5 protein-coding genes are annotated in these 2,942 nt (G+C 44.5%); 3 read left to right on the top strand and 2 right to left on the bottom strand.

All coding sequences use genetic code 11. The features are described 5' to 3' along the window. Positions 1 to 301: 301 nt before the first annotated feature. A complete protein-coding gene (locus tag B3157_RS10030) occupies positions 302 to 568 on the bottom strand; it encodes a type II toxin-antitoxin system RelE family toxin (protein ID WP_214060035.1) in 267 nt (88 codons plus the stop codon). Next, the gene (locus B3157_RS10025; protein WP_102819205.1) at positions 561 to 758 is read right to left on the bottom strand and encodes a hypothetical protein; all 198 of its coding nucleotides are present in this window, start codon (positions 756 to 758) and stop codon (positions 561 to 563) included. The genes B3157_RS10030 and B3157_RS10025 overlap by 8 nt, the downstream gene beginning before the upstream one ends. A gap of 539 nt (positions 759 to 1,297) precedes the next feature. On the opposite strand from B3157_RS10025, the gene B3157_RS10020 reads away from it, so the two are divergent. Genes B3157_RS10020 through B3157_RS10010 form a run of 3 tightly spaced genes read left to right on the top strand, consistent with a single transcriptional unit; the run spans position 1,298 to position 2,836 of the window. After that, a complete protein-coding gene (locus B3157_RS10020; RefSeq protein WP_214060037.1) occupies positions 1,298 to 1,627 on the top strand; it encodes a helix-turn-helix domain-containing protein in 330 nt (109 codons plus the stop codon). After that, entirely contained in the window at positions 1,614 to 2,342 is a 729-nt protein-coding gene (locus B3157_RS10015) for an ImmA/IrrE family metallo-endopeptidase (RefSeq protein ID WP_292590324.1), read from the top strand. Before B3157_RS10020 ends, B3157_RS10015 begins: the two co-directional genes overlap by 14 nt. After that, positions 2,342 to 2,836: a hypothetical protein gene (locus B3157_RS10010; RefSeq protein ID WP_292590323.1), complete on the top strand. Its 495-nt coding sequence runs from the start codon at positions 2,342 to 2,344 to the stop codon at positions 2,834 to 2,836. The genes B3157_RS10015 and B3157_RS10010 overlap by 1 nt, the downstream gene beginning before the upstream one ends. Positions 2,837 to 2,942: the final 106 nt, after the last annotated feature.

Here is a 2,942-nt window from a genome sequence, read left to right as displayed (position 1 = left end):
TGAAGAGGCGCTCAGCAGGGCAGGCTCATTGGGGAACCATACTCTTTCTTCAGGTCATCCTGGCATGCTACTGGCCAGGATCTCGTTCTTTTTGGGTGCGAAAAACGCAAACAGTTGCAAGTGACAAGATGCAGGTTGAATAAGAAACGGTTATCCGTGAACGGTCCACCGTCCTCCGACAAGAGCATGGCCCCGTTCTTGGAAGAGCGGTTCTTTATTCTTAAGCTCAGGAGCGCAATCAGAAGTCGACTTTTGAGAAGATGGTGTTCCTTCTATCTGATTCAAACATCAAGAATATGTCTCAAAGATTCTTGTATACATTTCTACGATGGCCGATATGCAGATTAGTAACTGACTTATCTTCATCACTAATCTCATAGATAATCCGATAGTCACCAGCTCTTATCCGCCATCCCCCTCTTCCGGTCAACTTACTAGAACCACTTGGACGCGGATTCGAAGCGAGCAGCAATATCCTTTGCTTGATTCTGCTATAGTTCGGCTTTCGAAGTGACTGAAGCTCTTTTGCAGCTGTGCTGAGAATAAGAAGTTTGTATGTGTCAGGCATCTTCGCGCTTGACTTTATCTAGAGCCTCTTCAAACGGAAGAATCTTGTCGGTTGACTTCTTAGCTTTGTCGTATGCTCGAATCTCTTCCAATTCTTCCAACTCATCGAGAATCTTCTTATATGTAGAAATACTAAGAATCACGCTAACTGGTTTTCCATCTTCATTAACAATCATGCGGGGTTCTTTCATTAAATCACCTCATATGGAATTATAGCATTTTGAGGAGCGGTCCCTCGTTCCGAAGCTGCGTGTCCAAGTTCTTCTTGGTAAAGTTGAGGTCAGGGGACAGAGGCGAGAGGTTTGAAGGGCGACAAGAACTTAACTTTCTAACCTCTGGTTCGAGATGAGGAGAGAGGGCGAGAAGGATGAGAAGAACTAGATCCCGTGCAGGTGCATCACGGGATGACCCCAAACAGGAGCCCAGAACAGAACATTTTCAGGGCAGGCTTCATTGGGGTGGGCTTCTTCTTAGGGCAGGCTCTACGGGATGACAGGAATAGGGGATTTGCGGACACACTAATCAGGGAAGGCTCAACGAGTTGACAATGTTACACAATTATTCAGTTTCCTTGCACGGGCGAACAGCTGTTCGTCCGAAACGACTTTGCGGTTGACAATCCAAGAGGTTCAGTAGTAATCAGTAGACATACCTTCAAATACTCTGAGTGCGTTATATTCACATCTTAGGAATGGTATGTGCTATAATAGCACACAGAGGAGGTGGGTTAATGGTGCACTTAAGAGAATGTAGAGAAAGAAGCGGCCTTTCCCAGGAAGAAGCTGCTTCTAAGCTGAGCGTAGATAGAACTTCTCTTTCAAGGATGGAGAACGATAAGCAGAAGATTGATCCTGTTCTCCTGTTTAGAATGGCAAAGTTATACAATGCTTTGCCAGAAGATCTACTTGGAATTCAGAAAGAAAAAGAAAGGGAGTTTTCGTTGGCTTTCAGGGACAAGAGTAATCTGGATGTTGAGAGCAGAGAAATATTCGAAAAGATTGAGAGGATTGTGAAGAATATCATTTTTCTTGAGGGAGAACTGAATAGTGAGGACTTCTAGAGAAATCGAAGCCGTTGCATTGAAAGCGCGCAAAGAAATTGGGCTTTCCTTAGGTCTCAACGAGACTTTGCTCAGAAAAAACCTGGAAGACAAAGGTTACTTCCTTTTCTACTATCCATTCGGCGAAAGTGGTATTTCGGGAGCGTTGTTCAGCAGCGTTCATGCTAGGATACTGGTCGTTAATTCATCACAATCTATCGGTAGGCAGAACTTCACAGTGGCTCACGAATTAGGTCACATCTATCTACACAATACCGAGAGTCTGGTCGAAATATCCGGAGATGAATCTTCTACAAAGGAAAGGGAGGCTGATACCTTTGCTTCGATGTTTCTCATGCCGGTCAATGATGTCTCTTCAATGATACAGACAAACGGAGGAATTGAGTTTGACGCAGTGGAAGTCATGGAGATCTCGCAGATGTTCAGGATGAGTTACAAAGCCACGCTTAAGCGGTTGACGGAGGTTTTTGGCCGGAAAGCTATTCCATTGACTTTGTGGGACAAAAAACCCCTTCAACTGGCAGAGATGTTAAATATGGATAAAAGACTCTATGAGCCAAGTGGGGAGAAATACTGGTCGAACACCAAGTATGTATCAACGGCCTTCAGGGCACTGGAAAAAGGAAGAATCAGCTTCAGCAGATTCCTCGAGCTAATGAAAGATATAGGGCTTAATGGCTACGATGTTCTTGAAAACATGAAGGAGAGCGACTAGTGTTTGTTATAGACACCACGGTTTTATCTAACTTCGCTGCAGTCCAAAAGATTGATACTCTTGTGAGAATTCTTAAAGATGAAGCAGTTGTTCCAGAACCCGTCGTGAATGAGTTTCGTGATTGCAGAAGGTTTTCGAGATTAGAGATAGGTTTCCCAGTTGTACAGATTATGCGTGAAGATCTAGAGTTATTTGCTGATTCAGTCAGCAGTTTCGGTTTCTCAGGACTCGGAAAGGGAGAACTATCATGTATCTTCACAGTTAGTATCAAAAATCTCGCGGATACAGTTCTTACCGATGACAATCTCGCCAGACAATACTGCAGGAAATACAAGATTGAATTCCACGGAAGTGTGTATATTCTAGCTCTTGGTGTGAGAGAACGAGTACACTCCCTGAGTGAAGCTGAGAAATTGCTTTCAGAAATGAAGTGTTATGGGTTCTGGCTGAAAGACAGAATTTCGGTTCAAGAAGCGCTAAGACTTCTTTGCTAAAGAGACAACGAATAGAAAAGCTTCTGGAGACTCAAGGCTGGCGCTTTCGCGCCAGGTCGCAATGCCCGGAGAAACGTCCGGGGACGCAAGGCTGCCTTCGGCAGGA

This window comes from Mesotoga sp. UBA5557, assembly GCF_002425715.1.
Taxonomy (GTDB): Bacteria; Thermotogota; Thermotogae; order Petrotogales; family Kosmotogaceae; genus Mesotoga.
This window is presented reverse-complemented; position numbering and strand designations above follow the sequence as displayed.